The sequence below is a fragment of the Faecalibacterium sp. I3-3-89 genome (assembly GCF_023347275.1).
GTDB lineage: Bacteria > Bacillota > Clostridia > Oscillospirales > Ruminococcaceae > Faecalibacterium > Faecalibacterium butyricigenerans.
Map to the genome: position 1 here is coordinate 1,831,858 of NZ_CP094468.1, position 25,841 is coordinate 1,857,698.

At 61.2% G+C, this 25,841-nt stretch carries 27 protein-coding genes and 2 other RNA genes; 12 read left to right on the plus strand and 17 right to left on the minus strand.

Annotation, left to right across the window (positions count from 1 at the left end; translation table 11 throughout):
• Window positions 1-28: 28 nt before the first annotated feature.
• The 5 genes from MTP38_RS08795 to MTP38_RS08815 all read right to left on the minus strand — a co-directional run bounded on the left by MTP38_RS08795 (window position 29) and on the right by MTP38_RS08815 (window position 2,097).
• Window positions 29-187: a hypothetical protein gene (locus MTP38_RS08795; RefSeq protein ID WP_055186498.1), complete on the minus strand. Its 159-nt coding sequence runs from the start codon at window positions 185-187 to the stop codon at window positions 29-31.
• Window positions 188-238: 51 nt separating this feature from the next.
• Complete coding sequence (locus tag MTP38_RS08800; protein WP_249233331.1) at window positions 239-598, minus strand: DUF2500 domain-containing protein; 360 nt, start codon at window positions 596-598, stop codon at window positions 239-241.
• Window position 599: 1 nt separating this feature from the next.
• Entirely contained in the window at window positions 600-947 is a 348-nt protein-coding gene (locus tag MTP38_RS08805; RefSeq protein WP_249233332.1) for a DUF6054 family protein, read from the minus strand.
• Window positions 948-1,033: 86 nt separating this feature from the next.
• Window positions 1,034-1,783 carry an SDR family NAD(P)-dependent oxidoreductase gene (locus tag MTP38_RS08810; protein ID WP_249233333.1) on the minus strand — a complete coding sequence of 250 codons (750 nt, stop codon included), beginning with the start codon at window positions 1,781-1,783 and terminating at the stop codon, window positions 1,034-1,036.
• A gap of 110 nt (window positions 1,784-1,893) precedes the next feature.
• The gene (locus MTP38_RS08815) at window positions 1,894-2,097 is read right to left on the minus strand and encodes a transposon-transfer assisting family protein (RefSeq protein WP_118658790.1); all 204 of its coding nucleotides are present in this window, start codon (window positions 2,095-2,097) and stop codon (window positions 1,894-1,896) included.
• A 169-nt stretch (window positions 2,098-2,266) separates the two neighbouring features.
• Between MTP38_RS08815 and MTP38_RS08820 the strand changes: the two genes are divergently transcribed.
• The 8 genes from MTP38_RS08820 (at window position 2,267) to ssrA (ending at window position 7,627) form a co-directional block, all read left to right on the plus strand.
• Window positions 2,267-2,647, plus strand: coding sequence for a recombinase family protein (locus tag MTP38_RS08820; RefSeq protein WP_330221115.1), 381 nt, complete (start codon window positions 2,267-2,269; stop codon window positions 2,645-2,647).
• A 34-nt stretch (window positions 2,648-2,681) separates the two neighbouring features.
• Window positions 2,682-3,365 (plus strand): sigma-70 family RNA polymerase sigma factor, encoded by a 684-nt coding sequence (locus MTP38_RS08825; protein ID WP_249233334.1) that lies wholly within the window; start codon window positions 2,682-2,684, stop codon window positions 3,363-3,365.
• A gap of 97 nt (window positions 3,366-3,462) precedes the next feature.
• Window positions 3,463-3,562, plus strand: an RNA gene (ffs, locus tag MTP38_RS08830) — signal recognition particle sRNA small type.
• Window positions 3,563-3,641: 79 nt separating this feature from the next.
• Complete coding sequence (dnaX, locus tag MTP38_RS08835) at window positions 3,642-5,498, plus strand: DNA polymerase III subunit gamma/tau (RefSeq protein ID WP_249233335.1); 1,857 nt, start codon at window positions 3,642-3,644, stop codon at window positions 5,496-5,498.
• Window positions 5,499-5,663: 165 nt separating this feature from the next.
• Window positions 5,664-6,002, plus strand: coding sequence for a YbaB/EbfC family nucleoid-associated protein (locus tag MTP38_RS08840; RefSeq protein ID WP_015563753.1), 339 nt, complete (start codon window positions 5,664-5,666; stop codon window positions 6,000-6,002).
• Window positions 6,003-6,017: 15 nt separating this feature from the next.
• Window positions 6,018-6,617, plus strand: coding sequence for a recombination mediator RecR (recR, locus tag MTP38_RS08845; protein WP_227621455.1), 600 nt, complete (start codon window positions 6,018-6,020; stop codon window positions 6,615-6,617).
• A gap of 112 nt (window positions 6,618-6,729) precedes the next feature.
• On the plus strand, window positions 6,730-7,212 hold the full coding sequence (gene smpB, locus MTP38_RS08850; protein WP_227621454.1) for an SsrA-binding protein SmpB: 483 nt from the start codon (window positions 6,730-6,732) through the stop codon (window positions 7,210-7,212).
• A gap of 66 nt (window positions 7,213-7,278) precedes the next feature.
• Window positions 7,279-7,627, plus strand: a transfer-messenger RNA (tmRNA) gene (gene ssrA / locus MTP38_RS08855).
• A gap of 129 nt (window positions 7,628-7,756) precedes the next feature.
• On the opposite strand, the gene MTP38_RS08860 is transcribed toward ssrA, so the two are convergent.
• The 5 genes from MTP38_RS08860 to pta form a co-directional block, all read right to left on the minus strand.
• Window positions 7,757-7,981, minus strand: coding sequence for a BrnA antitoxin family protein (locus tag MTP38_RS08860; RefSeq protein WP_249233337.1), 225 nt, complete (start codon window positions 7,979-7,981; stop codon window positions 7,757-7,759).
• A gap of 10 nt (window positions 7,982-7,991) precedes the next feature.
• Entirely contained in the window at window positions 7,992-8,276 is a 285-nt protein-coding gene (locus MTP38_RS08865) for a BrnT family toxin (RefSeq protein ID WP_249233339.1), read from the minus strand.
• A 314-nt stretch (window positions 8,277-8,590) separates the two neighbouring features.
• The gene (locus MTP38_RS08870; protein ID WP_249233340.1) at window positions 8,591-9,190 is read right to left on the minus strand and encodes a hypothetical protein; all 600 of its coding nucleotides are present in this window, start codon (window positions 9,188-9,190) and stop codon (window positions 8,591-8,593) included.
• A 27-nt stretch (window positions 9,191-9,217) separates the two neighbouring features.
• The gene (locus MTP38_RS08875) at window positions 9,218-10,525 is read right to left on the minus strand and encodes a glycoside hydrolase family 55 protein (protein WP_249233341.1); all 1,308 of its coding nucleotides are present in this window, start codon (window positions 10,523-10,525) and stop codon (window positions 9,218-9,220) included.
• Window positions 10,526-10,666: 141 nt separating this feature from the next.
• Entirely contained in the window at window positions 10,667-11,692 is a 1,026-nt protein-coding gene (gene pta / locus MTP38_RS08880) for a phosphate acetyltransferase (protein ID WP_227621451.1), read from the minus strand.
• Window positions 11,693-11,880: 188 nt separating this feature from the next.
• Between pta and MTP38_RS08885 the strand changes: the two genes are divergently transcribed.
• From MTP38_RS08885 to MTP38_RS08895, 3 genes are all read left to right on the plus strand, one after another.
• Complete coding sequence (locus MTP38_RS08885; RefSeq protein ID WP_227621450.1) at window positions 11,881-12,447, plus strand: uracil-DNA glycosylase; 567 nt, start codon at window positions 11,881-11,883, stop codon at window positions 12,445-12,447.
• 66 nt (window positions 12,448-12,513) lie between these two features.
• Complete coding sequence (locus MTP38_RS08890) at window positions 12,514-13,605, plus strand: hypothetical protein (protein ID WP_249233342.1); 1,092 nt, start codon at window positions 12,514-12,516, stop codon at window positions 13,603-13,605.
• A 30-nt stretch (window positions 13,606-13,635) separates the two neighbouring features.
• Window positions 13,636-16,122, plus strand: coding sequence for an ATP-dependent DNA helicase (locus tag MTP38_RS08895; protein ID WP_249233343.1), 2,487 nt, complete (start codon window positions 13,636-13,638; stop codon window positions 16,120-16,122).
• 310 nt (window positions 16,123-16,432) lie between these two features.
• Here MTP38_RS08895 and MTP38_RS08900 read toward each other — a convergent pair whose 3' ends face one another.
• The 3 genes from MTP38_RS08900 to yfcE all read right to left on the minus strand — a co-directional run bounded on the left by MTP38_RS08900 (window position 16,433) and on the right by yfcE (window position 18,363).
• Window positions 16,433-17,407: a ketopantoate reductase family protein gene (locus MTP38_RS08900; RefSeq protein ID WP_249233344.1), complete on the minus strand. Its 975-nt coding sequence runs from the start codon at window positions 17,405-17,407 to the stop codon at window positions 16,433-16,435.
• A 46-nt stretch (window positions 17,408-17,453) separates the two neighbouring features.
• Window positions 17,454-17,711: a heavy-metal-associated domain-containing protein gene (locus MTP38_RS08905; protein WP_227621446.1), complete on the minus strand. Its 258-nt coding sequence runs from the start codon at window positions 17,709-17,711 to the stop codon at window positions 17,454-17,456.
• 103 nt (window positions 17,712-17,814) lie between these two features.
• The gene (yfcE, locus tag MTP38_RS08910) at window positions 17,815-18,363 is read right to left on the minus strand and encodes a phosphodiesterase (RefSeq protein WP_249233345.1); all 549 of its coding nucleotides are present in this window, start codon (window positions 18,361-18,363) and stop codon (window positions 17,815-17,817) included.
• 362 nt (window positions 18,364-18,725) lie between these two features.
• On the opposite strand from yfcE, the gene MTP38_RS08915 reads away from it, so the two are divergent.
• Window positions 18,726-20,057, plus strand: a complete 1,332-nt coding sequence (locus MTP38_RS08915) for an MATE family efflux transporter (protein WP_249233346.1) — start codon at window positions 18,726-18,728, stop codon at window positions 20,055-20,057.
• A gap of 495 nt (window positions 20,058-20,552) precedes the next feature.
• Here the strand turns inward: MTP38_RS08915 and MTP38_RS08920 are convergent, their stop codons facing one another.
• From MTP38_RS08920 to ftsH, 4 genes are all read right to left on the minus strand, one after another.
• Window positions 20,553-21,530: a Na/Pi cotransporter family protein gene (locus MTP38_RS08920; protein WP_249233347.1), complete on the minus strand. Its 978-nt coding sequence runs from the start codon at window positions 21,528-21,530 to the stop codon at window positions 20,553-20,555.
• An 84-nt stretch (window positions 21,531-21,614) separates the two neighbouring features.
• A complete protein-coding gene (locus MTP38_RS08925) occupies window positions 21,615-22,421 on the minus strand; it encodes a hypothetical protein (protein ID WP_249233348.1) in 807 nt (268 codons plus the stop codon).
• A gap of 205 nt (window positions 22,422-22,626) precedes the next feature.
• A complete protein-coding gene (locus MTP38_RS08930) occupies window positions 22,627-23,712 on the minus strand; it encodes a hypothetical protein (RefSeq protein ID WP_249233349.1) in 1,086 nt (361 codons plus the stop codon).
• Between the two features lie 21 nt (window positions 23,713-23,733).
• Window positions 23,734-25,806, minus strand: coding sequence for an ATP-dependent zinc metalloprotease FtsH (gene ftsH, locus MTP38_RS08935; RefSeq protein ID WP_227621458.1), 2,073 nt, complete (start codon window positions 25,804-25,806; stop codon window positions 23,734-23,736).
• Between the last annotated feature and the right edge of the window lie 35 nt (window positions 25,807-25,841).

The following is a 25,841-nucleotide window of genomic DNA, read 5'->3' on the forward strand; positions in this document are numbered from 1 at the left end:
TTTTTCAATTCTCCAAACTGGAATTGTCTTACTTCTTGTCATTGAAGTAGATGATAAAAGCACCCATTACTGCAATAGCAATGAGCAATCCAAACTCAACCCAATTACCTAAAAGTTCAAGTCCTACGACCATACCTAAATAACCAACAATCAATGTAACGATTGCTGCCAAAATCGCTTTACCCATATAATCACACTCCTTTGTCAAATTCCGATTTATCAAATTGAACAGGGATGTTCAGTTCCGCTCAAACCCAAGGTAGCGGGTGCCCTGAAAACTCAGCTTTCCAATGTCGCCCTCCACAAGCATTCCGTAGTCCGAACCACTTACGGTAAGCTCCATGCGGTCGCCGCTCTCTACCTGAAAGGTCACATAATAGGTCGTGAACGTATGCGCCATCGTATTGTCTGTATGGTGGCGAGAAACTTCCGTTCGCTTTGCCACAACCGTTGCCGGAACAGTCAGCCGCGGCGAATGGTTGTTTTTATTCCATGTGCTGATATTTCCGATGATGGTGTATAGGATCATACCCAAAACCACAAGGAACAGGATGGGAAACAGAATGCTGAACAGCATATCAAATCCAGCGTAAAACATCTTATTCCTCCAAAATTTCTTCCAGCAGGTTTTTTACATCGTCCAGAAAAGATTCTTCTCCGAGGGTGTTCACCTTGAAGAACACCGCTTGACTGCCGCCCGCCGTAATCGCAGACAGCCGGATGGGGCTGTCCCCATTCTGGAACATGGTCAACGTCAGGCTCAGGCGGTTGCCGCCCATCATGCTGTACCGTTCAAACACACGAACGCTGCACCGGGCATTGCCCTCTTTGAAGTCGCTGCCCGCTTCCAGATTGGCCGACCAGCTGCTGTCCGGAATTTCCTGTTCCAGCTTCCGAAGCAGTTTGTCAAAATTCTTGTTTCGGATGGTCTTTTCAAAGATTGCCATAATGGTTCCTCCGTTATGCCAACGAAATTCGGTTCCTTTATCTGGAATACGAGCGAAGCTGCCGAAAAATTGCAGAGAAGCTCCTCTCAATAACCGAAAGCCAGTGCGCCGCCATCCACGGCAAAATCCTGTCCGGTGATGTAAGCCGCGCCATCGCCCACCAGAAATTCGGCCATCTTGCCCAAATCGCGGGTGTCACCGTAGGCGTGCAGCGGCATCCGGTTCAGAATTTTCTGCTCCCGGGCTGCGTCCACTACCTGCTCGTTCATTTTGCTGCGGAACCACCCCGGCGCAATGCTGTTGACGGTGATGTTGTCCTGCGCCCACTCCACGGCCAGAGCGCGGGTCATCGCCAGCACAGCGCCCTTGCTGGCACAGTACGGCACCACCTCGCTGAAGCCCAGATGGGCGCTCATGCTGGTGATGTTGATGACGCGGCCCTTGTCCGCACTTTTCTTCAGATAGGGGTAACAAATCACACTCATCTGGAACAGGTATTTGACATTCACATTCATGATATTGTCAAACTGCTCCATGGGAAAGTCCTCGGCCCGGCATTTATAGCTGACGCCTGCGTTGTTTACCAGAAAATCCAGACAGCCGTTATGCTTTGCGGCCAGCTCCGCCACCAGTGTTTTCATAGCTTCTGCATTGCCGATGTCACCCCGCAGATGGACAACGCCCGGTGCACTTTCGCCTACACCCTCTTTGGGCTTGCCGGTGCGGCTGATGACATAAACTGTCGCGCCGGCCTGAGCCAGCACATTTGCGATCTGGAAACCGATCCCGCTGCTACCGCCGGTGACGATACCGGTCTTTCCCTTCAAACCTGCCATAAAAAGCACCTCTCATCTTTTATCTGCGACCTGAAAGCTGTCAGCTTCAGTATATCATACCTTTGCAGGATGCGAAAGCTCTTATGTACGCCGCCCGCAGGCGGCAAAAATCAGTTCATTGGAAATTCCAGTCCTGCAAACTCGGCATCCGTCAGCCGTTTCAGCTTTTCAATGACCTGCTCTGACAGTTCCCGCAAAGCAGTTTCATCCGGCATCAGGTAGCACTGCATCAGCCGCAGCTCCCGCACCAGCCCCTGCCGGGTGCCGGTATTGTAGAGCATCATCAGCATTAGCTCATCATGGTTAAATTGCATGGTCATTCCTCCCCTTCCGGCACTTTGTGGGATTGCATTCCGGCATATCGCATTTCGCCTTGAGTTGGCTCAGCTATGTATGACTATCGTTATTTTTCTTTCCAAAGATGGCCTGCCATGCTACAATAGCCGCATCTACGGCCACCGGACAACAGGAAAGGAGTATCTCATGGCCAAAACTGCTGACACCATTGCCATCTATTCCCGCAAGTCCCGCTATACCGGCAAGGGCGAAAGTATCGGAAATCAGATCGACCTCTGCCGCGAATATATCCGCACTCACTACGGCGATGCCGCCGCGGAACATGCCGTTGTCTTTGAGGACGAGGGCTTTTCCGGCGGCAACCTGAACCGCCCGGACTTCAAAAAGATGATGACTGCGGCCAAGGAACGGAAATTCAAGGCCATTGTGGTCTACCGTCTGGACCGTATCAGCCGCAACATCAGCGACTTTTCCAGCCTGATTGAAGAACTGGGACGGGAGACCATTTTTGACGGTGTGCCTGCCCGACGTCAGGAAAAAGGGCAAGCCCTCCTTCATAAATTATAGTAACAATTTATGATGCTTTGGGGAGGGGCTCGCCATGTTTTTATCTCTTTTGCAGTTTTTTGCCACAAAGTTTCTGTTTCTTGCGCTTCATCTGGAAAGCGGCAGCTTTCCCCGCCCGCTCAGCCCGCAGGAGGAGATCAAGACCTTTTCCGCTTTGCGGGAGGGCGACCCGTCCGCCCGGGAAAAGCTCATCCGTCATAACCTGCGCCTCGTGGCCCACATCGCCAAAAAATACTACGCTCTCCCCGGTGAGCAGGACGATTTGATCTCCATCGGCACCATCGGCCTGATGAAGGCCGTGGACACCTTCGACTCCACCCGCCGGGCCAGATTTTCGACTTACGCCAGCCGATGCATTGAGAATGAGCTTCGGATGCACTTCCGGCGGGAGCGGAAAAACGCCCCCACCCTCTCGCTCCAAGAAACGCTGGAAGCCGGAAAAGAGGATTCCGCCCTCACCCTCGCCGATGTGCTGCAGGATGGCTTCTGCATGGAGGAAAGCTGCGAAAGACAGGAGGATGCCCAGCGCCTCCGCCGCCTCATCGAAGGCCTGCCCGCCCGGGAGCGGAAGCTTCTATTATTAAGGTATGGTCTGGCGGGGCAGCCGCCGCTGACCCAGCTGGAAACGGCAAAGCTGCTCCAGATCAGCCGGAGCTATGTTTCCCGCCTTGAGACCCATGCACTGGAGCTTTTGCGGGCCGGTTGGGAGCAGGACTGACTCCCTCTTGCATTCCTCTCTGAACTGTGGTACAATATTGGAGCACACGAACCGTGTGTCTTGTCGGACAGCGCCTGCTGCGTGGTTCGGCATACGGATGTGGGTCCTGTACGATGGAGCCGCAGTGAACCAGGTCAGGTGGGGAACCAAGCAGCCTTAAGCGGCGCGCCCCGTGCGTTTCAGTCAGCCTGCATCCGTATGCCGAGTTACGCAAGGCGGGGGTCAAACCCCGTCAGCGCTGTCCGATTTTTTATTATCGACAGGAGGGGATCGCCGATGTATCGCGCATTATACCGCAAATGGAGACCTCAGCGGTTCGAGGACGTCGTCGCACAGCGCGGCATCGTCACAGCACTGCGCAATCAGGTGGCGTCGGGCCGCGTGGGCCACGCCTACCTCTTTACCGGCGTGCGCGGCACCGGCAAGACCACCTGCGCCAAGATCTTTGCCAAGGCGGTCAACTGCCTCCATCCCAAGGATGGCGACCCCTGCGGCGAGTGCGAGATCTGCAAAGGCATCGACAACGGCAGCATCCTCGATGTGGTGGAAATGGACGCTGCCTCCAACAACGGCGTGGACGACATCCGCGACCTGCGGGACGAGACAGCCTATACCCCCAGCGCCTGCCATTATAAGGTATACATCATCGATGAGGTGCACATGCTGTCCACAGCGGCCTTCAACGCCCTGCTGAAGACGCTGGAAGAGCCGCCTGCCCACGTTATCTTCATCCTCGCCACGACGGAGATCCAGAAGGTCCCGGCCACCATCCTCTCCCGCTGCCAGCGGTACGATTTCACTCGCATCGGGCCGGAGGACATCGCACAGCGGGTCGAGTACATTGCCGGGCAGGAGGGGCTGGAACTGACCACCGACGGCGCAGAGCTGATCTCCCGGCTGGCCGACGGTGCCATGCGCGACGCCCTCTCCATCCTTGATACCTGCGCCGGCGTCACGGCAAAGATCGACGCCGACGTGGTCCGCCGGATGGCTGGCGTCACCGACCGGAGCTACCTGTTCCGCATCTCGGATGCGCTGGAAGCGCAGGACGGCGCGGCTGCTCTGGCCCAGCTGGCCGCGCTACGGCAGCAGTCGGTGGACGTGAAGCGTCTGACCGAAGAGCTGATCGCCCACTACCGCGCTCTGATGCTGGCGGCTCTGCCCGGCGGGCAGAGCCTGCTGTCCGGCGTCTCGCCCGAGGAGGAAGCGCAGTACCTCGAAAAAGGGCCTCAGCTGGGCCAGCGGGAGGCCGTCCGGGCCATCCGCACGCTGGGCAACGCCCTCGAGCACATGACCCGGGGCAGCGACCAGCGCATCGAGCTGGAGCTGGCCCTCTTCACCCTCTCTGAGCCGCCGCAGGCCGCCCCCGCAGCAGCAGTATCCGTGCAGGCTGCGGCTCCTGCCGCACCGGTCGTCCGGCCCTTTGTCTCGGCCCCGGCACAACCCGCGCCGCAGCCCTTTGTGAGTGCACCCGTGGCGCCCCCGCCTGCTGTGCAGGAGCCTCTCCCTGCGCCCGCCGCAGAACCGACGTCTGCACCGGAAGAGCCAGCGGTCTCCCCCGCTTCGGTTCCCGAGGAACCGGCTCCCGCGCCCGCAGAAGAAGAGCTTCCGCCCCCGCCCGACGAGCCGCCGGTGGCAGAGAGCGCTCCCCTGCCGTGGGATGAACCGGCCGCGCCGGTCACAGCACCCCTCCCGGAGGAAACGCCCGCTGAGGCTTCTGCTCCCACAGCACCGGCTCCGGAATACACCGCCGACCCAGCCTTCAGCCGCCCCCGAAAGGTGGCCGCAGAGGGCATCAATCCCTTCGAGCAGTGGAGCGAGGTCGTCAAGCTCTTACAGGAGAAGGACCCTATGCTCCACAGCTACCTGCGCAAGTCGAAGGCTTACTTCGACGGCACCCGGGTGCTCATCGACGGCGGCAAGACCTTCCGGGACTTCATCCGGGTGAACAAGGACAGTCAGCGCCTCATCAAAAAGCTCATCGCGCAGGTGTCGGGCGTCGCGGTGCCCATCGGCCCCTACGAACCCCGCACCGCCGCGAAGCACACCTCCAACGCCGAGCAGTCCCTCCACGCACTGGAAAAGCTGGGCCTTGAGGTGAGCATCGAGGACAGCACGAAAAAGAAGCGATAAAATGGCTTGCCCTCTCAGTCACCTAACGGTGACAGCTCTCCCAAAGGGAGAGCCAAAAGCGAAACCGCAAGGCAAAGCCTCTCCCTTTGGGAGAGGTGGCCGCGAAGCGGACGGAGAGGGCGAGGCCGCTAAAAATAAAACGAACAAACAAGGAGAACACAAACTATGAAAGCAAGAATGCCCGCAGGATTTGGCCGCCCCGATATGAACGCCCTGATGCGTCAGGCTCAGAAGATGCAGGATGACATGAAGGCCAAGCAGGCCGAGCTGGAAGCTGCCGAGTACACCGGCAGCGCCTCCGGCGAGATGGTCACGGTCCGGATGAACGGCAAACACGAGATCCTCGGCATCACCATCAAGCCCGAGGCCGTTGACCCCGACGACATCGAGATGCTGGAAGATCTGGTGGCCGCAGCCGTCAACGCTACCGTCAAGCAGGTGGACGAGACCGCCGAGGCCGAGATGGGCAAGCTGACCGGCGGCCTGAACATCCCCGGCCTCTAAGCGGGAGGGATACGCATGGGTTACACCGCAGCGCCGCTGGAAAAGCTCATCGAGCAGTTCAGCCAGTTTCCGGGCATCGGCCGCAAGGGCGCGACCCGGATGGCCTATCAGGTGCTGAGCATGTCGGACGCGGACGCCACGGCGCTGGCCGAGGCCATCCAGAACGCCCACACCCGGCTCCACCGCTGCCGCGTCTGCCAAAACTACACCGAGGCGGAGCTTTGCCCCATCTGCTCCAGCGCCAAGCGGGACCGCTCCACCATCTGTGTGGTGGAGACCCCCCGCGACGTGCAGGCCTTTGAGCGCACACGGGAGTATCACGGCCTCTACCACGTCCTCCACGGCCTCATCAGCCCAATGGACGGCATCGGTGCCGAGCAGCTCTCGGTGAAAGAGCTTCTGGCCCGGCTGGGCAGCGGCGAGGTGAAGGAGGTCATCATGGCCATGAATCCCACCGTCGAGGGGGAGGCTACCGCCATGTACCTGGCCAAGCTCATCAAGCCCCTCGGCATCAAGACGACCCGTTTGGCCTACGGCCTGCCCGTGGGTGGCAGCCTCGAGTATACCGATGAGACGACGCTTTACCGCGCCCTCTCCGGCCGCGACGAGCTGTAACAGGCGGATTTTAGAGAACATTAACAGTCTCTTCAAAAATCGCTCTTGAAAATCCAGCAAAATGTGATATAATGACAGGACAGTAAGAAGTCAAGGAAAGGAGGCGCGCTTCATGGCACCTACCAAGGAACGTCCGGCGACCAAAACCATCGCCACAAACCGCGAGGCGCGCCACGAGTACTTCGTGCTCGAAGCGCTGGAGACCGGCGTTGAACTGAAGGGCACCGAGGTCAAGAGCCTGCGTGCGGGCGGCGTCAACCTAAAGGACAGCTGGGTCGATATTGAGGACGGCGAGCTTCTGGTCAAGGGGATGCATATCACTCCCTACGACCACGGCAACATCTTCAATCAGGATCCTCTGCGGGTGCGGCGGCTGCTGGCCCACAAGACCGAGATCCGGCGGCTGCACCAGCAGTGCAAACTGCAGGGCTACACCCTTGTTCCCCTCTCCCTCTACTTCAAGCATGGCCGCGTCAAGATGGAGGTCGGCCTGTGCAAGGGCAAAAAGCTCTACGACAAGCGTGCCGACGCTGCAAAGCGTGACGCCAAACGCTCCATCGACCGGGCTGTGAAGTCCAACGGCAAATTCTACTAGATCTCTTTCAGGCAGCATTCCTGCCCGGAAAACCAAGCTTTCTGCGCATGGCGACATGCGCTTTATGGGGGCGTAAAGGTTTCGACGGGGGGAGCGAGGCCTGGGCAGCGGGTAGCAGTGGGGGAACTGCTCTAAACTCCTCCAAAAAATTAACTGACAACAATAATTATCAGTTGCTCGCAGCCTGAGTGCTGCGCGTTCCGCCCACTCTTGTGTCGTGTGGGGCCGGGGCGTCCTTTAGACACAGCACCTGAACGGACCTAAGCTTTGCGGACCGGCAGGAACTCATGAAGCTACTGAAGCGTTAGCCTGACGACCGGCGTGACGCGGAGGGAATGTTGTAGATCGCCTGCACCCGGAGACACCTACGCTGAACTCTTTTCGGACATGGGTTCGACTCCCATCGCCTCCACCAAACAAGAGCCAGACGAACCCTGTGTGTTCGCACAAGGTCGTTTATGCTCCGCAAACGAAAACCACCTAGATTTTAACGAATCTAGGTGGTTTTCGTTTTTCAGACCACACTTTTGGGTTATAGTGTGTATCAGCCGATTTTGGTTTCTGGCCACGACATGGACAGGCGACGCTTGTTTGCCACACAGTCCTTCAGATACAGATTAATAAGTGTCTGGTATGGGATGCCCACATCTTCAGACTGCGCCTTGAAATAGTCGATCGTATTACTGTCAATATTGATCGTGATTTGCTTTTTCAAAGCCTTTGCATAGGGGTTTTTCTTGGCGTTAGAGAAATCATATTCAGGAAGCATAGTACAAACCTCACTTTCCATAGTATTTAGATTCGGTCTTAGTGGCTTTTCGGGCCGAGATGATGCGGATAACGGTATCAGACGCACGGTAACAGTGACACACCACAAGCAGATTCGCCTTGCTGCTCAGGCCGAGAATGATAAATCTATCCTCCGTTTCCGAATGCTCCGGGTCATCGATCACTAGTGCTTCTTCGTCATAAAATACCGTTTTTGCTTCACGGAACGAAATACCATGCTTACGCTGATTGATCTGGTTTTTGTTTTCGTCCCACTCAAATTGTATCGTTTCCATACTTATATTATAATTATTTTTTAATTATTGTCAAGAGGTAAAGGTGGGCCGGGTCGAGGGCGTGTACAAGTTCTGACTTGACGGCCTGAAGCAGACCACCAGCGCGGACAGCTATAAATAGTCGCATCTGGGTGCTACCGATCATCGGCAAAAAGCGGGCAAACGCCTTCACCGATGCCGATTTACAGGCGATCATAAACAAAGTCCATGCAGCAAAAAAGAGCCAGACAAACCCTGTATTTTCGTACTGTGCTCTGCCAACAGAAAAGAGCCTCGCTGTTTTGCAGTGAGGCTCTTCTTTTTATACTATATCATTATCCCATGAAGTCAAGCAATACGTCGATGTCCTGACTGATGGCACGGAGATAGTCGGCACCGCCGCGTCGGCCTTCGTAATTCCGGACACGACTGCTCATCTCGGTCAGGAGTTCTGACTTCCGCACCAGAACAGGGTCCCCGATCCATTCATCTCTCTCGATAAAGGCTTCCAGCTGCTCGTATTCCTTTACGATACGAATGTTGGACAGGTTCTCCGGGAGGGTACGGGTATCGAACCAATCCGGCTGCGCGGAAAATTCCAGAGGCGGCAGCGGATCCAACGGCTCATCGGCGTCCCACACATAGGGATGCCGATCATCTTCTTCCGCCGTTTTCTTAAATCGTCCTACCCGCCCTTCGGCCTTGCCAACCGTCTCATAGTGGTTGAACAACGCCTCGGCGTCGTAGCCGTAAAGCTCGTAGGCGTCCGAATAGCGGTCGGCATAGTCCTTGTACTGGAACGTCTCGACGCTCTCCGTTCCCGGGGTAATGTCGTTCCAGATGCTCACCGCCGCCGCATGGATGGTGGGCAGAGCCGCTGTCATCGTCAGGGCCAGAACCCCCGATGCAGCCGCCGCAATGAATTTTCTTCTCATGATAAGACCTCCTTTTTTATAAGCGGTTCATCCCGGAAGCGAGAATCTCCGCACATTTACATGATTATTCCACACGTTGGAGCAGTCCTCAAAGATCTTATGCTGTATCCGGCCCCGGATGGTATTGCCGCTGACCTCGCTGGTGCTGGCGATGCCGTGCCCGAGGGAAACTTCCAGCGTATTGTCCTTCAGGGCGCTGAGCCGATAGCTGATGCGCCGCCCATCGTCGCCGCTCAGGATAATATGGCTGTTCTGGATGACCGTACTGCCGTCGGCGCGGCCATTGCCCTGCGCCAGCATGGGATTTGCGCTCTTTCTGATGTCATGCCCGGCCACATCGTCCGGCTGGTTCAGGGTGATGTCGCAGTTGTCCACGACGGCATGGGTCTTGTCGCCCACCATATGGAAGATGACCTCGCAGCGGTCCGCCCAAATGGTGCAGTGCTCCATCCGCACATCGGTGATGCCGCTCTGCCCCAGTGTGATGAACCACACCGGACGGTTGCCTGCCGCCAGACTCTCCTCCGTCTCTGTCTCATAAAAGCCACAGCCCGAGAGGACGACCTCCCGCACAGCGCTGCCCCAGCCCCAGACGGCTAAGACCTCGTCTGCACCGGACTTGTAAAAATCACAGTCCTCAAAACGGATATTCCGGCTCTCTGCCTGATCCGTCCAGTTGCGCACCCAGATGCCGCCTGCCACACCGCCCGTCAGCTGGCGGAATACGCAGCCCTCGAAGCGGATGTTCTCATTGACCCCGTACAGGTCGGCAGCGCCCCGGCACCAGTCGTTGGGCTGGCAGTCGAAGGTACAGTCCACGACTTCCACATTGCAGGCGCGCATCACCCAGAACAGGCAGTTGCTCTGGCAGCTGTCCGCCGCCCGGAAGGTGACATTTTCCAGCCGGATGTCGTGTGCGCGGTCCTCATTGGACCTTCCGATGATGCCGACGGCCGGGCGGTCCTGCCCCAGCGTCTCATACTGGATGTCGCTGAGCAGGACAGCCCCATTGCCCCGGATGGTCAGGCCGCTGGGCAGCTCAAGCTGGGAGGAAAAGCGGTAGACCGCCCCCTCCGTCAGCTCGAGGGGCAGACCGGCGGCGCTGGCACACTGCATCGCGGACTCCAACGCCTGCCGGTCGTCTGCCCTGCCATCGCCCCTCGCCCCGAACTGTTCCGGCGTGATGCTGCCGCTTTCCGGGCTTGCTGTGCTGCTCTGGATGGTGGAGGCGGCCGCAGCCTGCATCAAGGCTGCGGCCGTCCTTTCGTTTTTCTGTGTACCGCCGCACAGAAGCAGCACCGCTGCGAGGCCAAGGGACAGAGCCTTTCTTCTCACCTTCGATTTTTTCTCCTTATCTGGGGGATATTCTTTCTTTTATTTTATCATAAACCGGGTCGGATGTACAGCAAAAGGGCCGCTGCCCGCGAGATGCGGCAGCGGCCCTTTCGGAAATTTTCAGTTCATCCGTGCGTCAGCTCAGGACTGGCAGGCGGTGATGAGGCTCATCTTGTAGACCTCGTCGGCGTTGCAGCCACGGGACAGGTCATTGATGGGAGCGTTCAGGCCCTGCAGGATGGGGCCGTAGGCAGCGTAGCCGCCCAGACGCTGTGCGATCTTATAGCCGATGTTGCCGGCCTCGATGCAGGGGAAGATGAAGGTGTTGGCCTGACCAGCGACCTTGCTGCCCTTGCACTTGACCTGTGCGACCTCGGGAGCAACGGCTGCGTCGAACTGCAGCTCGCCGTCCACAGCCAGCTCGGGATCCATCTCCTGAGCCTTGATGACAGCGTCATGGCTCAGAGCGACGGTGCCGCCCTTGCCGGAGCCCTTGGTGGAGAAGCTCAGGACAGCGACCTTCGGGTCGATGCCGAACAGCTTTGCGGTCTTAGCGGTCTCAACAGCGACCTCAGCCAGCTTGGCGGCAGCAGTGACCTTGACCTCGCCGGTCGCCTTATCGACGGTATCGGTGTAGTCGATGTTGACGGCGCAGTCGCCCATGGCGATGCGCTTCAGGCCCTCTTCGCCGCAGTCACGATCCAGAATGAAGCAGGAGCTGACCAGATGAGCGCCCTTCTTGGTCTTGACCAGCTGCAGAGCGGGACGGATGGTATCGGCGGTAGAGTAGGTGGCGCCGCCCAGCAGGCAGTCTGCCTTGCCCATCTTGACCAGCATGGTGCCGAAGTAGTTGGACTTCTTCAGCAGGGCTGTGCACTCCTCTGCGCTCTGCTTGCCCTTGCGCAGCTCGACCATCGTATTGACCATCTCATCGAAACCGGCGTAGTTCTCCGGGTCGATGATCTCAGCAGCGGAAATATCAAAGTTGCCCGCAGCGGCAGCAGCCTTGCACTCTGCCTCGTTGCCGACCATGACGACCTTCAGCACGCCCTCAGCCAGCAGCTTGCTTGCGGCCTCCAGGATGCGGGGGTCATTACCCTCAGTGAAAACGATCGTCTTGGGGTTTGCCTTCAGCTGGGCTACCAGGGGTGCAAACATATCAGCCATTATTGATTACCTCCGAAATTACTTTGCAATTATTCCCGGGCACCACAGGTGTGCCCTTCCTTTTTATTCTAGCACAGAGTCAGAAAACTTCAAGACAAATCTTGAATTTTGTGGTATATTTTAAAGAAGAAATCCGGCGATAATTTGTTAAGAAAATGTCATTTAATTAATAGGAGAATACTGCGCTTATGGATTGGGAAACATTGAAAACCGACTGCCTCGCCTGCCAGCGCTGCCCGCTGCACACCACCCGCCGCAGCGTCGTGTTCGGGCAGGGCGTGGAGAACGCCGAGGTCTTGTTCGTGGGCGAAGGCCCCGGCCAGAGCGAGGACGAGCAGGGCCTGCCCTTCGTGGGCCGCAGCGGCCAGCTGCTGGACAAATACCTCTTTGCCATCGACCTCGACCGCGCCTCCAACTGCTACATCGCCAACATCGTCAAATGCCGCCCGCCCCAGAACCGCGACCCTCTTCCCGCCGAGAGCGAGGCCTGTATGCCGTGGCTGCGGGAGCAGTTCCGCCTGCTGCGGCCCAAGATCGTGGTCTGTCTGGGCCGCATCGCTGCCCAGCGGATGATCCGCCCCGACTTCTCGGTGACGAAGGAGCACGGCACCTTCATCGAGAAAAACGGCGTCCTCTTCATGGGCACCTTCCATCCCGCTGCCCTTCTCCGCCAGCCCCAGAACAAGCCCGAGGCCTTCGGCGACTTCGTGGCGCTGCGGGATAAGATCGGCGAGGTGTGTGTGCATACCTACTGATTAAGCCTCTCCCTCACTTTTTCCTCCCCTTTTGCATACCCTAAGACAAAAGTGAGGTGTTAAGATATGAGTGCTGTACGCAGCGATTCGATCGATTTCTTCTTAGGGACCACCACCCCCGCCGGGTTCAAAGGGTATTTTGAGCCTCTGCGGCGGGAACCGGGGATGCAGATGTATCTCATCAAAAGCGGGCCGGGCTGCGGCAAATCGACTCTGATGAAACGGCTGGCCCTCAAGGCTGAACAGAAGGACGAACCCATCCAGCGCATCCACTGCGCCAGCGACCCCGACAGTCTGGATGGCGTCATCTTCCTCGACAAGCGCGCTGCCATCGTGGACGCCACCGCGCCCCACGTTCTGGAGCCGGACGCCCCGGGCGCAGAAGAGCAGGTGGTGAGCCTGTACCACACGCTGGACGCCGACGCCCTCCGCGCCCACGCCGACGAGGTGAAGCACCTCTTTGCCCAGAATGCCGCCCTCCGCAGCCGGGCCGCACGGTATATCGCCTCTGCAGGAAGCCTGCTGCTGGACAGCCGCCGGGCCGAGGCCTGCAGCGCCAACTTCGAAAAGGTGCGTCGGTACGTCAAGCGGCTCTGTGCCCGGCTCCTCCCCCGCCTGCCCGACGGAGCCGAGGCCGGTGAGGAGCTGCGGCTGCTGTCGGCCATCACCCCCAAAGGCCCGGTGTTCTACCGGGGGACGGTGCAGGCGCTGGCCGACCGGTATGTGGTCTTCCACGACGACTGCGGGGCCGTCTCCCGGCTGCTGCTGGAGCTTATCCGGGCCGAGGCGCTGGCCCGGGGCTACCACATCATCACCTGCCCCTGCGCCATGCACCCCGAGGACAAGATCGACCATCTCTTCATCCCGGCCCTCCGGCTGGCTTTCCTCACCGACAACCGCTGGCATCCCGTCCAGCTGCCCGGTGTGCAGGCCGTCCGGTGCACCCGCTTCGTGGACCGGGAGAATCTGGCGGGCTACCGCGCCCGTCTCCGCTTCAACGAGCGGGCCGCCGCCGAGCTTCTTGAGCAGGCTGCCGACCTGATGGCGCAGGCCAAGGCCTGTCATGATGAGCTTGAGACCTACTACCGCGCCGCCGTAGACTTCGACCGGGTGGACGCAGCCGCCGTCCAATGCGCCGAGATGCTGGGGCTGGGGTAGTTTAATAATAAATAAAAGGAAGTGACCCCTATGCCCGCGTTTTGTCTGCCTGTCCGTCAACTGGTGGAATTTCTGCTCCGCACCGGCAGCATCGACAGCCGCTTCACCGGCTTTGACCGCGCCAACGAGGGCGCGCGCATCCACCGCAGACTGCAAAAGGCGGCGGGCGAGGGCTATGCCGCTGAAGTTTTCCTCTCCGGTGAGCGGGAAATGTCGGGCATCACCTTCACCATCGAGGGGCGGGCTGACGGCATCTTTTCCGACGAGGCAGGGGTGACGGTCATCGACGAGATCAAGACCACCGCTGTCCCCGCCGACGCCATCACTGAGGACATGAACCCCTGCCACTGGGCACAGGGGATGGTCTACGGGGCGCTCTATGGCCGTCAGCAGGGGCTGGACCGGCTGGACGTCCGGCTCACATACTATCAGATCGATACCGATGAAGTCTTCCGCTTCCTGCGGCATTTCACCCTCGGGGAGCTGGAAGCCTTCCTGCAAGACCTTCTCGGGCAGTACGTCCCTTGGGCGCAGCGCCAGCTGGCGTGGAAGGAGCGCCGGAGCGAGAGCCTCTCGGCGCTGGCCTTCCCTTTTCCGGCCTATCGGCCCGGGCAGCGGGCACTGGCAGGCGAGGTCTACCGCGCCTGCACTGCTGCACCCTCGAAGGCGGGCGTCCGGCTCTTCTGTCAGGCCCCCACCGGCATCGGCAAGACCATGAGCGTCCTCTTCCCCGCCCTGCGGGCCATCGGCACCGGCTGCGGCGAGAAGCTGTTCTACCTCACGGCCCGCAATACCACGCAGTCTGCCGCCGAGGACGCCGTGGCGCGGCTGCGGGCAGCTGCCCCGGGGCTGGCGCTCCGGAGCGTGACCCTGACGGCCAAGGAGAAGGTCTGCCTCCACCCGGACGCCGAGGGCCATCCCGCCTGCCTGCCCGAGCTTTGCCCCTACGCCAACGGCTACTACGACCGGGTGAACACCGCCCTGCGAGTCCTTCTGGACGAGGGCAGCGGCTGCTTCGACCGGGCCGCGCTGGCCGATGCTGCGCGGCAGTTCACGGTCTGCCCCTTCGAGCTGGGGCTGGACCTGAGCGAGTGGTGTGACGTCATCATCGGGGACTACAACTACCTCTTCGATCCAGTGGTGCACCTGCGGCGGTTCTTTGACAGCGCGGGCGACTGGCTCTTCCTCGTGGATGAGGCCCACAACCTGCCCGAGCGTGCCCGCGCCATGTACTCCGCCCGCTTTTGCAAGAGCAGCCTTACCGAGGCCAAGCGCGCCCTCGGCCGGGGCAGGAGTACTCTTAAAACGGCCCTCACCAAGGCCGACAAAGCCTTTCTGGAGGGCCGGAAAGCCGTCTGCGCCCTCGCGCCCCGGCGGGGCAGCGCTGCCCCCGGAGAGGACGGCAGCGGCCAGACCTCTCTTCTGGAACAGGCGGAGACGCCCACGCTCGCGCTGCCTGCCGCCGACTATGCGCAGGACGGCACGGTGTTCTGCAAAGAGCTGCCCTCGGCCCTGCTGGCGCCTCTGCGGGCGCTGACGGCCCCTTTGCAGGACTGGCTGGAGGACGACTCCGACGACGCCGAGGGCCACACGGCTCTTCTGGGCCTCTATTTCGAGGTTCAGGATGTCCTGCGGGCGGCGGAGCGGTACGATGAGCACTTTGCCACCCAGCTCACCGCCCGGGGCAGCGAGCTGGAACTGCAGCTGCTCTGTCTCGACCCCTCCCCCTTCGTGGACACAAGCCTCTCGACGGGGCGGGCCGCAGCCCTGTTCAGCGCTACCCTGACGCCGCCGGGTTATTACCGCACCGTCCTCGGCTGCCCCGAGGCCCGGGCCGTGGCTTTGGAAAGCCCTTTCCCTCCTGAGAATCTCGGGCTTTACTGCCTGCCCTCCATCTCCACACGCTACCGCCAGCGGGAGGCCAGCATCCAGCCCATCTCGGACGCCCTCGCGGCGCTGGCCTCCGGCCGGAGGGGCAACTATCTGGCCTTTTTCCCCAGCTATGCCTATCTGCGTCAGGTGTGGGAGGACTTCACCGCCCGCTACCCCGGCATCGACACGCTGGTGCAGGAGAGCGGGCTGGACGACGCCGGGCGGGCGGCCTTTCTCGGGCGGTTCTCGCCCCGCCCGGAAAAGACGCTGCTGGGCTTCGGGGTCATGGGAGGCATCTTCGGTGAGGGGGTGGACCTCACAGGCGACCGGCTCATCGGCTGTGCCATCGTGGGCGTGGGCCTGCCGCAGGTCAGCCCCCGGCAGGAGATGCTCCGCCGCTATTACGACGCCCAGAAGGGTGCAGGCTTCGACTACGCCTACCGCTGGCCCGGAATGAACAAGGTCCTTCAGGCCGCCGGGCGGGTCATCCGGACACAGGAGGACAAAGGCGTGGTGCTGCTCTTGGATGACCGCTTTGCCCAGAGCGAATATGCCCGCCTTTTCCCGAAGCATTGGCGGCAGCTGGAGTATCTGCGGGATACGGAGGACTTAAAGAAGAAACTGGAAGCTTTTTGGAAGGACTAAACCTCTCCGTCACGCCTACGGCGTGCCACAGCCCGGGTTGCGGCTCCCAGCGTCTGCTTCGCTGTCGCTTGCACCCTGCTGGCCGCTGCCCCAACAGCTCCTTCCTGTTTCCGCCACTGGCGGCGGTCGTCGCCGTTGCCTACCGAGGGGAGGCTTTGGCATACCGTAAAGCTTCGCCTCTTCGCCAGAGGCTCCCCTACAAGGGGAGCTGGCGCGAAGCGTCTGAGAGGTTGGACGAAGGACGGCCTGACCGTGAGCCGCCAAAATAAAAAGAGGCAGACAAAAGCCGTCTGCCTCTTTTTTCATCATATCATCGTCTTGTTTTTGCCGTTTTCTTCCGTATGATGTCCCACGAGGGCATCTGCCCGCGCAGGGTATCCCATGCGGTCATCTGGGTCTGTGTCTGGGCGCGGAGGCCCTCGAAGGCCTCGTCGAGGTACTGCATCTCAGCCACGGCGTGCATCGCGTGGTCGGAGACGCAGAGACGGCCCAGCGGGGTCTTGCAGATGGCCAGCAGCATGGCGTCCATCTTCCGGCGTCCGGGAGTCCCGGCGCGGTAGCAGTCGGTGTTCTCCTTGTCGTCCACCGGGATGTGCGCGGCCTTGAGCATCTCGCAGCCCTCCCACGCGGCATCGAGGACCAGCTCCCGCTGCTCCTTGGTGGCCTTGGAGAGGTCGCCCTTGCAGGCGTAGCAGAGATAGCAGACCGGCAGGATGAGGGCGATGTGGCACTTGAGCCATGCGTCCATGTCGCTGACAAAGTTCAGCTTGTACTTTGCGCCCTCGAAGGCTGTCTTGAGGCGGTAGCGGAAGACGCCCGAAAGGGGTGCTGTGGCCCCGCCGACGGTCATATCCACGCCGACATGGGCGCTGACCACCTTATCCACATCCCGGTGTCCGCCGCTGCTCTGAAAACCGAACGCGACCTTGTCCGCCGGGCGCTGCATGGCCTGCATGACCTCCACCGCATGGGGGTCGTTGCCCACAAAGACGAAGTACTCGCTCTTATTCTGCTTGAGGATGGGCAGCACATCGGGCAGCTGCCCGGCCTGCACCGCCACAAAAACGAGGTCGTAGCAGTCGTCCGGGGCCAGCGTGTCGATGGTCGTCACCCGATCCACCGTGGTGCGGCACTGCGCCCAGTGGCGGATCACGAGGCCCCTTTGGTCGAGCCTTTCCTTCCACTCACCCCGCGCCAGCATGGTGACGACGTTCTTCTTGTTCTGCAGCAGACGGTGGGCCAGTTCACAGCCCTGCACCCCTGCACCATAGACCAGTATCCTCATCTCTGCCTGCCTCCTTTCGCAGGCCCCCTTCCGGGGCCGGAAGTCCTCAGTGCTTCAAAAACGAGAAGAAGCCCTTTTTCTCGTAGGGCTTTTCCTCCGCGCCAGTCACCGTGTAGCCAGTGGCTGCGATGGCAGCCTTCAGGGCTTCGATGTCCAGCGGCTGGGCCGAGACGATGACCGTCTCGCCCTTGGTGTGGGAAGAAGTGACCTTCTCCACCTGCGCGGTCTTGCGCACCACATCGTTGATGTGGCTCTCGCACATCCCGCACATCATCCCGTTCACTTTCAGCGTCGTCTGCACCATTGGTCCGTACCTCCTGCTCCTAGATCGCGCCCACCGGGCGTTTTTCATTTTCATCATACCACACTGGTATGCTAATTGCAAGTGCCTGCGGACAGACCGCCGCTCACAGTACACGGGTGCGGTATATTTCTCCCGTATCTACGTCTTTCCAATAAAATACGCCGTCCTCCAGCGTCATATAGCTGTGGGGACTGTTTTCTTTCGGGATGCTCAGGGAGCCGGGGTTAATGTAGACGTTTCCCTGCCCGAACTCCGTCCACGCCGGGACATGAGTGTGGCCGTGGAGCAGGATGTCCCCCTCGGCCAGCGGCGGCAGGTTCTTTAAGTTATAGATATGCCCGTGGGTGGCGTAGATGAGCTTTTCGCCCGCCGGGAGGATGCAGTAATCCGCCATCACCGGAAAGTCCAGCACCATCTGATCCACCTCGGCATCGCAGTTGCCTCGGACACAGCAGAGCCTGTTCTTCAGGCTGTTCAACATCGGGATGACCTCCTTGGGCGCATAGTCCCGGGGCAGGTCGTTCCGGGGGCCGTGATAGAGCAGATCCCCCAGCAGGAGCAGCCGCCCGGCCCCCTCCCGCTCGAAAGCCTCCACCATCCTTTTACCATAGTACGCCGACCCGTGCAGGTCGGATGCGATCATCCATTTCATTCCGTTCCCTCCGTTCTCGTTTGGCTCCATTGTACCACGAAATGGACGCTTGAGAAGTCTTTTGTGAAAAGTCATACTTTTCACTTGACAATCTCTCCGTTTCGTGGTATCCTATCGCAGGCTGGTCGGAAGGCCGCTTTTCCGGTTTTCCTCCCGGCCCACGTCCCGGTGCTGTCCGGCGGCGTCCCGTAACGCCGCTGTCGTCGATGCACCGTATTTCTTTGCACCCTCTTTATAAAACCCGTGTGGATTTTTACAGCATAGATCTTGCTACTTTTCGCCACACAATGGCCCGCTTCAAAGCCGCCGTTGTGTGGCTTTTCTTGTGCGGAATTTTCAGGAAAGGAAGCTTTTACCCCCCTATGAACGATACCTTTATGAAGACAAGGCCCGTCTTCCCGCTCCTCGTGTCCATGGCCCTGCCCAACGTCATCTCCATGCTGGTGAACTCGCTGTACAACATCGTGGACAGCCTCTTCGTGGCTCAGATCAATGAGCAGGCCATGACGGCCCTCTCCCTCGTGTTCCCCATCCAGAACTTCGTGAACGCTGTCGCCATCGGCTTCGGCGTGGGCATCAACGCCCTTGTCGCCCTCTACCGGGGCGCAGGCGACCATGACAAGGCCGATGCAGCCGCCACCCACGGCATGGCCCTCTCGGTGCTCCACGGCCTCCTGTGCACCCTGCTGGCCACGGCCATCATGCCCGGCTTCCTCGCCCGGTTCACCGCCGACAGCACCATCGTCTCGATGGGCGTCACCTATTCCGCCATCGTCTTCTTCTTTGCCATCGTGAACATGGCCAGCCTCGCCTTCGAGAAGATCTTTCAGGCTGTGGGCCGGATGAAGCTCACCATGCTCGCCCTCATCTCGGGCTGCGTGTGCAATATCCTGCTGGACCCCATCCTCATCTTCGGCCTCGGCCCGGTGCCCGCGCTGGGCATCGCCGGTGCGGCGCTGGCCACCGGCATCGGTCAGACCGTCACCCTCGTCCTCTACCTCGTGGTCTACTGCACCACAGCATCGCCCGTCCGCCTGCGCCGGAATGCCCTGCGGCCCGACGCCTCGCTGGAAGGACGCCTCTATGCCATCGGCGTGCCTGCTATCCTGAATCTGGCCCTGCCCTCCCTGCTGGTCACCTTCCTGAACGACCTGCTGGCCGCCTTCTCCGAGAGCTATGTGGTGGTGCTGGGCATCTACTACAAGCTCCAGACCTTCCTTTACCTGCCTGTCAGCGGCATCGTGCAGGGGATGCGCCCCCTCATCAGCTACAACTACGGCGCGAAGGAGCACGCCCGAGTAGCGAAGCTCTACCAGCTCACCCTCGGCATGAGCACCGTCATCATGGCGGCGGGCACGGTCATCTGCATGGCTGCCTCCGCGCCCCTCATCGGCCTCTTCTCCTCGAACCCCGAGACCATCGCCATCGGCCAGACGGCCCTGCGCATCATCTGCCTCGGCTTCGTGGTGTCCTCGGTGTCCACCACCTCCTCCGGCGCGCTGGAAGGTCTGGGCAAGGGCATGGCCTCGCTGGTCATCTCCCTCTGCCGCTACATCCTCTTCATCATGCCGCTGGCGTGGCTGCTCTGCCGCCAGCTCGGCCCCACCGGCGTCTGGCACGCTTTCTGGGCCACCGAGGTGCTGTCGGCCATCATCGCGTTCGCGGTGTATCGGAGGGGCGTCTCCAAGAAGTGACCTGCCCTTGAGCAAAAGCCTCTCCCTTTGGGAGAGGTGGCATTGCGAAGCAATGACGGAGAGGGCAGGCCCGTTTTCCGAGAGTATCTGCGCAGCGATAATATCGACTTTTGTCAGAGCTGCTATTATCGCTGTGTTTTTCGTTTTCGCCAGCATCCTTGCCCTCTCAGTCGCTGACGCGCCAGCTCTCCCATAGGGAGAGCCACTGGCGAGCCGGTCAGGCCCACGCGGGACGAGCAAAGTCTGATTTTGTCGTAAACAGTAGTGCCCTGCTACAGAGATTCACAACAGCTTGACAAGGTGTTCTTGTTTATAAGCTGCTGCCCTCTGTAGCAGGGCACTATATTTTATGCCATATTGAACTTCCAGCGGTCAGCGCAGAGTTGCCCGGCACGCCAGTGCCTCTCCCTATGGGAGAGGTGGCATCGCGCAGCGATGACGGAGAGGGCATGCCGCTACGAAAGAGCTGTCACGCCTGCGGCGTGACGGAGAGGGCTACTCCTCCGGCACCAGCGCACAGACCAGCCGCACCATCCACGGCAGGAGGGGCAGCCAGAGCAGGGCGCAGCAGATGTTGAAGAGGGTGTGGGCGTTGGCGATCTGCCGGGAAATGATCTCCAGCTCCGGGCCTCTGGGGGAGACCAGCTCCACCAGCCGGACGAACCCGGGCAGCAGCGCCGCCGCCAGCAGGCTTCCGCTGAGGTTGAAGCAGCTGTGGGCCAGCGCAGCCCGGGCGGCGTCCCTGCCCTGCCCGATGCAGGCCAGCAGAGCTGTGACTGTAGTGCCGATGTTGTCCCCCAGCAGGACGGGCACCGCCCCGGCGAGGCCCAGCACGCTGTGGATGCCGTCCGGCCCGGCCTGCCGGGCCACATTCTGCAGGAGCGCGATGGTGGCCGAGCTGCTCTGTACCACCATCGTCATGCCCAGCCCCAGCAGGATGCCCAGCAGCGGCGACGCCTTCACCCGGGTCATCCACCCAAGAAAAACTTCCTGCCCCGCGAGGGGCTGCAAGGCCCGGCCCAGAATGCCGATGCCCTCGAAGAGCAGCCCGAAGGAGAATACCGCCTCTCCCACGGCCTGCCAGCGGGCCTTGCGGGCCGCGAAATCGATGACGAAACCCGCAAACAGCACCGGATACACCAGCTGCTGGGCGTCGAAGGCGATGAGCTGGGCCGTCATGGTCGTGCCGATGTTGATGCCGTAGATGACGGCCACAGCCCGGGGCAGCTCCAGCAGTCCGGCGCTGACGAAGCCAATGACCATGACCGTCGCCGCCGAGCTGCTCTGGAGCACCGCCGTCACGGCCAGCCCGGTAAGCACCCCCAGCAGCGGTGTGGCCGTCAGCCGGGCCAGCAGCCGCTTCATGGCGTCGCCTGCCGCCCGCTGTAAGGCACGGCTCATCCGGTCCATCCCGTAGAGGAACATCGCCAGCCCGCCGAACAGCGCGAAAAGCATCTCCGTCCCCTGCACCATCCGCACACCCCCTTGTCCCTCAGTGTATGAGGGATGTCCCACGGGGATGCGAAAAGACCTTCTCGCCCACACGCAGCAGGGCTGCTATTTCATCAGTCCCATCGTCCATGCCCGGACCAGCAGGCCCAGCAAAACGACAGCCAGCAGCACCACCGTGAGGGCACGGCTCTGGGTGCGCTGACGTTTTTTGCGGCGAGCCGTGGCCGGGCGGCTGCGGCCTGTCTTCCCGGAGGTCTTCCGGCTGCGGCCGGACGTTCCCCGGGATGCCGTGCGGCCTCCGCTGCTCTGGCGCTTCCGGGCAGGGGCATCGGCCCGCGGCGTCTGAGCCTTCGGGCGGCGGGGCGGCTCGTCCCTGGCCTTTTTCTGCGGCTCGATGGTCTCCGAAGCGCCGCAGCGGGCCAGAAAGTCCTCTGCCATCCGGTAATATTTCTCAAGGTCGCCGGTGGTCAGGGCCGTGCCCTCATAGCCCGCCTCCAGCTCCTCCACGGCCTCGTTGAACCGGAGGGCCGCCTGTGCGGCAGCGGTCTTGTCGGAGGCGTGCGCGGCCTCGTTGCGGGCCATCCGCACCGCATTGCAGGCGCGGCGGGCCGCTGCCGGGCGGGGCGTATCCCCCAGCAGGTCCAATGGACGGGCGGCGTCCTTCTCCGGGTCCAGCAGGACACGCATACAGAGGGTGGTGTCCAGCTGCTGCCAGCTGGTGCGGCCGCTCAGCTCGGGCAGACGCTCGTAGTAGTCCGGGCTTTCCTTCTGGCGCTGGGCCAGATGCTTCAGCAGAGCGTCCACGCTGTGGGCACCGGGCTTCTGCTCCCAGTGCCAGCGCAGCAGCTTCCGGCTGATGTCGTCGCAGGCCGCTTTGATCTCGAATGCGGCTTGCAAAGCTTCGTCAGGCATAACTTTACTTCTCCTTGCTAAACCTCTCCGTCACGCCTACGGCGTGCCACCTCCCCTACCGAGGGGAGGCCTTGGCATACCGGAAAGCTTTTCCTCTTCGCCAGAGGCTCCCCTCGGTAGGGGAGCTGTCGAGCGAAGCGAGACTGAGAGGTTATCCCTAAAACAACGGCGGAGGAAGCCTCTGCCTCCTCCGCCGTACAGCGATCTACATTACGAACTGGGAATACACGAAGCCCCACAGGGCGATGCCTGCACACACGATGGCGGTGATGGGCGGCACCCAGCGGATGAGCGTCTCCGCGATGCTGTCGCGGGCGTCCTCCTCTTCGTAGTCGTCCTCCTCATCCAGCGGCTGGGCCTGTACACGGGACGGCGGCGCGATGTGGGCCGAAGGCATCACACGGGTGCCGTACTTCTCCTCGCTCTCGTCCGGCGCAAAGGCTGCCGGGCGCACCGGCTCAAGCTGACGGGGCAGGACGCGGGTCGCCTCCTGCTCCGGGGCGCTGGACATCACTCGGGTGGCCTCCGGTGCCGCAGGCGCAAAGCTGGGCGCAGAGCGCACCTCCGGGCGGGGCGGGATGATGCGGGTAGCCTCCTCCTGCGCCGCACCCATGATGCGGGTCGGCTCTTCGGCAGGGGCGGCGGATGCCGTCGGCTGGGCCGCAGGCTGCGGCGCGGGCTGACGCACCGGCTCTTCCGGCTGAAGCAGGGTGTTCAGTGCGTTTTGCAGCAGGATGCGGTCGCTGCCGCACTCGGAGCAGTAGACGGTGTCCTCCTCCTTCGGGTGGAAGGCACCGCAGGCGCAGTACCAGCCATTCTCAAAAACCTGCGGCATGAACTTCATGCCGGTGCGGTTCATTCGGGCCTCGAGGGCCTTCTGCATCTCGGGACTCAGGCGGCGGGGGGCCGGCAGGCGCACCCGCTTGATGCTCTCGAGGTGGACGACCTTCTTGCCGCTGTAGACGTTCTGCAATGTAACGTCCACGCTGGTGATGGCCTTCTGGGTGACAAAGACGGCTTCGTCCATGCCAAAGCTCTCGCCCGGCTTGGCAGCGAGGTCGCGGTACTCAAAGGCATCCTCGCAGAGGATGACGCCATCCACGCCCTTGCACTTGAAATGGATCTCCAGTGCCGTCAGAGTCACACGGGAAATGTTCTTAAAGGTCAGACACACCGCGTGCTCGCCGCTGACTTCGCCCTTGAGCAGCTCCACGCAGACGAACTGCACCGGGCTGCCCGGGGTATAGTAGTTGGCCCGGGTCCGTGCGACCGGTTCAAAATTTTCCTCCACAGGACTCTCCCCTTTCTCGGTTTACTCGGCTGCTTCGCCCTCATCCGGCGTCCCGGGGGCTGCCTGCGGGGCAGCGTCCACCGGCTCGGCAGCTTCGGCAGGCTCAGCAGGTTCTGCGGCCTCAGCCTGCTCCACAGGCTGGACGGTCGGCTCGGCCTCGGCGGGCTTTGCGTCCGGGTCCTCACGCGGGGGCAGGGTCTCGCCTGCCATCACGGCGTTGAACTCCTTCTCGTTCAGCTTCTCGCGCTCCATCAGAGCCTGTGCCAGCGCATGGAGCTGGTCGATGTGCTCGGTGAGGGTGCGGCGGCAGGTCTCGTAGGCCTCGTCGATGATGTCCCGCATCTCGCTGTCGATCTCGGCAGCGGTGGTCTCGCTGTAGCCCTTGCCCTGACCAAAATCGCGGCCAAGGAAGGTCTCCTCCTGCGAGGTGCCGTAGACCACAGGGCCGAGGCGCTCGGAGAAGCCGTACTTGGTGATCATCTGGCGGGCGATGTTCGTGGCCTGCTGCAGGTCATTGGACGCACCGGTGGAGATGTCGTCGAGGATGAGCTGCTCGGCCACGCGGCCGCCCAGACTGGACACAATATCCTCGAACATCTCGCCCTTGGTGACGTAGCTGCGGTCCTTTTCGGGCAGATACATGGTGTAGCCGCCTGCCTGACCGCGGGGGATGATGGTGATCTCATGCACACGGGGGTGGTGCTTGCAGTAGAAGCCCGCCACTGCATGGCCCGCCTCATGGTAGGCAGTGAGCTTCTTCTCCTCGGGGGTGACGACCCGGCTCTTTTTCTCCGGGCCGGCCATGACCTTCATGGATGCCTCCTCGATGTCCTCCATCGTGATGGCCTTGCGGCTGCGGCGTGCAGCCAGCAGAGCGGCCTCGTTGACGAGGTTCTCGAGGTCAGCGCCTGCAAAGCCCGCGGTGCGCTGTGCGATGACCCGCAGCGAGACATCCGGGGCGAGGGGCTTGTTCTTGGTGTGGACCTTGAGTATTTCCTCACGGCCTTTGACGTCGGGCAGGCCGACGTAGACCTGACGGTCGAAGCGGCCCGGACGGAGCAGGGCCTTGTCCAGAATGTCGGCGCGGTTGGTGGCAGCCATGACGATGACGCCGTCGTTGGCCTCGAAGCCATCCATCTCCACCAGCAGCTGGTTCAGCGTCTGCTCACGTTCATCGTGGCCGCCGCCGAGGCCGGCACCGCGCTGACGGCCCACTGCGTCGATCTCATCAATGAAGATGATGCAGGGCATCGTCTTTTTTGCCTTGTCGAAGAGGTCGCGCACGCGGGATGCGCCCACGCCGACGTACATCTCGACGAAGTCCGAGCCGGAGATGGAGTAGAAGGGCACGCCGGCCTCACCGGCACAGGCGCGGGCCAGCAGGGTCTTGCCGGTGCCCGGAGGGCCGACGAGCAGCACGCCATGGGGGATGCGTGCGCCCAGAGAGTTGAACTTGTCGGGACTCTTCAGGAACTCCACGACCTCTTTCAGCTCTTCCTTCTCTTCGTCCTCACCGGCCACATCGGCAAAGGTGGCCGTCTTCTTGTTCTCGTGCTCGTCCTTTACCTTGGCCTTGCCGACATTCATGATGCCGCCGCCACCGCCGACGCCGCCCCGCATCATGGAGAAGAGCAGGAAGCCAGTGCAGCCCAGCATCCCCAGATAGAAGATGATCTCCATCCATGGGATGGTCTCCTTGAGGGAGGTGTAGTCGTAGGTCATGGGCGCGTCGGGGTTCGCCGCGTCGTAGGACTCGATATATTTCTCCACGTTCTCGATGAAAACGTAGGCGTAGGGCAGCTTATAGCGGACGGTGACAGTGCCGTCGTCCTCCTGTACCGCGCCAGTGGACTCCGACGAGGTGGAGAACATCCCGCTCAGCAGGCCGCCGGTGGCCTGCGTGGTGCTCTGGGTGGAGGAGACGTCCGGCAGGGGCAGGTCGCCCTCCTTCAGGTTCAGGGTGATGACGCTGGTGTTGCGGTCCAGCGTGAAGGCCGTGACCTGATTGTGCTCAAAATAATGGACGACGGTGGAGTAGCTCATGGTCGAGCCGCTGGTGCTGCCCGAGCCGCTGCCCATCACCGACCAGACCATCAGCACAGCGGCCAGCGCCAGTGCAAGGATGAGCG

What these genes read in the sequence shown, in the direction of transcription:
- MTP38_RS08900 (WP_249233344.1), bottom strand. Translation starts at nt 17,407, where the DNA reads ATGAGGATACTGGTCTATGGTGCAGGGGTGCAGGGCTGTGAACTGGCC.
- MTP38_RS08885 (WP_227621450.1), top strand. Translation starts at nt 11,881, where the DNA reads ATGGATTGGGAAACATTGAAAACCGACTGCCTCGCCTGCCAGCGCTGC.
- MTP38_RS08865 (WP_249233339.1), bottom strand. Translation starts at nt 8,276, where the DNA reads ATGGAAACGATACAATTTGAGTGGGACGAAAACAAAAACCAGATCAAT.
- MTP38_RS08815 (WP_118658790.1), bottom strand. Translation starts at nt 2,097, where the DNA reads ATGCAATTTAACCATGATGAGCTAATGCTGATGATGCTCTACAATACC.
- pta (WP_227621451.1), bottom strand. Translation starts at nt 11,692, where the DNA reads ATGGCTGATATGTTTGCACCCCTGGTAGCCCAGCTGAAGGCAAACCCC.
- MTP38_RS08890 (WP_249233342.1), top strand. Translation starts at nt 12,514, where the DNA reads ATGAGTGCTGTACGCAGCGATTCGATCGATTTCTTCTTAGGGACCACC.
- MTP38_RS08795 (WP_055186498.1), bottom strand. Translation starts at nt 187, where the DNA reads ATGGGTAAAGCGATTTTGGCAGCAATCGTTACATTGATTGTTGGTTAT.
- recR (WP_227621455.1), top strand. Translation starts at nt 6,018, where the DNA reads ATGGGTTACACCGCAGCGCCGCTGGAAAAGCTCATCGAGCAGTTCAGC.
- MTP38_RS08840 (WP_015563753.1), top strand. Translation starts at nt 5,664, where the DNA reads ATGAAAGCAAGAATGCCCGCAGGATTTGGCCGCCCCGATATGAACGCC.
- MTP38_RS08920 (WP_249233347.1), bottom strand. Translation starts at nt 21,530, where the DNA reads ATGGTGCAGGGGACGGAGATGCTTTTCGCGCTGTTCGGCGGGCTGGCG.
- MTP38_RS08895 (WP_249233343.1), top strand. Translation starts at nt 13,636, where the DNA reads ATGCCCGCGTTTTGTCTGCCTGTCCGTCAACTGGTGGAATTTCTGCTC.
- yfcE (WP_249233345.1), bottom strand. Translation starts at nt 18,363, where the DNA reads ATGAAATGGATGATCGCATCCGACCTGCACGGGTCGGCGTACTATGGT.
- MTP38_RS08800 (WP_249233331.1), bottom strand. Translation starts at nt 598, where the DNA reads ATGTTTTACGCTGGATTTGATATGCTGTTCAGCATTCTGTTTCCCATC.
- dnaX (WP_249233335.1), top strand. Translation starts at nt 3,642, where the DNA reads ATGTATCGCGCATTATACCGCAAATGGAGACCTCAGCGGTTCGAGGAC.
- ftsH (WP_227621458.1), bottom strand. Translation starts at nt 25,806, where the DNA reads ATGGTCTGGTCGGTGATGGGCAGCGGCTCGGGCAGCACCAGCGGCTCG.
- MTP38_RS08805 (WP_249233332.1), bottom strand. Translation starts at nt 947, where the DNA reads ATGGCAATCTTTGAAAAGACCATCCGAAACAAGAATTTTGACAAACTG.
- MTP38_RS08825 (WP_249233334.1), top strand. Translation starts at nt 2,682, where the DNA reads ATGTTTTTATCTCTTTTGCAGTTTTTTGCCACAAAGTTTCTGTTTCTT.
- MTP38_RS08870 (WP_249233340.1), bottom strand. Translation starts at nt 9,190, where the DNA reads ATGAGAAGAAAATTCATTGCGGCGGCTGCATCGGGGGTTCTGGCCCTG.
- smpB (WP_227621454.1), top strand. Translation starts at nt 6,730, where the DNA reads ATGGCACCTACCAAGGAACGTCCGGCGACCAAAACCATCGCCACAAAC.
- MTP38_RS08915 (WP_249233346.1), top strand. Translation starts at nt 18,726, where the DNA reads ATGAACGATACCTTTATGAAGACAAGGCCCGTCTTCCCGCTCCTCGTG.
- MTP38_RS08860 (WP_249233337.1), bottom strand. Translation starts at nt 7,981, where the DNA reads ATGCTTCCTGAATATGATTTCTCTAACGCCAAGAAAAACCCCTATGCA.
- MTP38_RS08820 (WP_330221115.1), top strand. Translation starts at nt 2,267, where the DNA reads ATGGCCAAAACTGCTGACACCATTGCCATCTATTCCCGCAAGTCCCGC.
- MTP38_RS08925 (WP_249233348.1), bottom strand. Translation starts at nt 22,421, where the DNA reads ATGCCTGACGAAGCTTTGCAAGCCGCATTCGAGATCAAAGCGGCCTGC.
- MTP38_RS08905 (WP_227621446.1), bottom strand. Translation starts at nt 17,711, where the DNA reads ATGGTGCAGACGACGCTGAAAGTGAACGGGATGATGTGCGGGATGTGC.
- MTP38_RS08810 (WP_249233333.1), bottom strand. Translation starts at nt 1,783, where the DNA reads ATGGCAGGTTTGAAGGGAAAGACCGGTATCGTCACCGGCGGTAGCAGC.